Source organism: Leisingera daeponensis, from assembly GCF_019801465.1.
Classification (GTDB): domain Bacteria; phylum Pseudomonadota; class Alphaproteobacteria; order Rhodobacterales; family Rhodobacteraceae; genus Leisingera; species Leisingera daeponensis_A.
Map to the genome: position 1 here is coordinate 1 of NZ_JAHVJA010000048.1, position 554 is coordinate 554.

1 protein-coding gene and 1 pseudogene are annotated in these 554 nt (G+C 61.7%); both read right to left on the reverse strand.

The features are described from left to right. Window positions 1-36 precede the first annotated feature (36 nt). Window positions 37-264 carry a hypothetical protein gene (locus tag KUV26_RS23515; RefSeq protein WP_222510281.1) on the reverse strand — a complete coding sequence of 76 codons (228 nt, stop codon included), beginning with the start codon at window positions 262-264 and terminating at the stop codon, window positions 37-39. A 14-nt stretch (window positions 265-278) separates the two neighbouring features. Next, window positions 279-554 (reverse strand): annotated as a pseudogene (locus tag KUV26_RS23520) (transcriptional regulator); the annotation flags it as partial.

Here is a 554-nt window from a genome sequence, read left to right on the forward strand (position 1 = left end):
CCTAGGGAAATCCCGTGTTTCACACGGCACCGGGACTTAGCGGCACGCCGGCGCCGGCAGGCCGGCCGATTGGGCTGCATGCACTTCGTCCAGGTTAGCCTCGCCGTCTGCGTTGGTTATGGTCGCCGCAAAGATTTCGGATGTCAGTTTCGGGCAGGCCGCCTGAAGCTCTTCCAGAGGGAATGTGCCGTTGCTGTGCAGCACCCAACGCAAAAAGCCGCTTCTGTTTGCGTGCAGCTTTTCGGTTTCGCCTTGTTCATGCAAATCCGTGCCAGCGGTCAGAATTGAGCTTCCAGCCTGAAGAGGTCGAGAAAGTTCTGGGCCGCCGGGAGGTCGCCTTCCGCGCCGACGTGCCCCTTGGCAATCAGCTGTGGCAGGGGGGAAGTGCCGTAGACTGCTGACGCCATCGTATTCCCGTTTCCTTTCAACACAAAAGGCGCGTCCGGTTGCTTGACGGCAATCGTCCGCAATTGCCCGTCCCGCAAGCTCATCTCAAAGGCTTCGCTGCCGAAATCAAAGCCGGCCAGGGCCTCGCGGCCGGCGGCGCGGTCGCG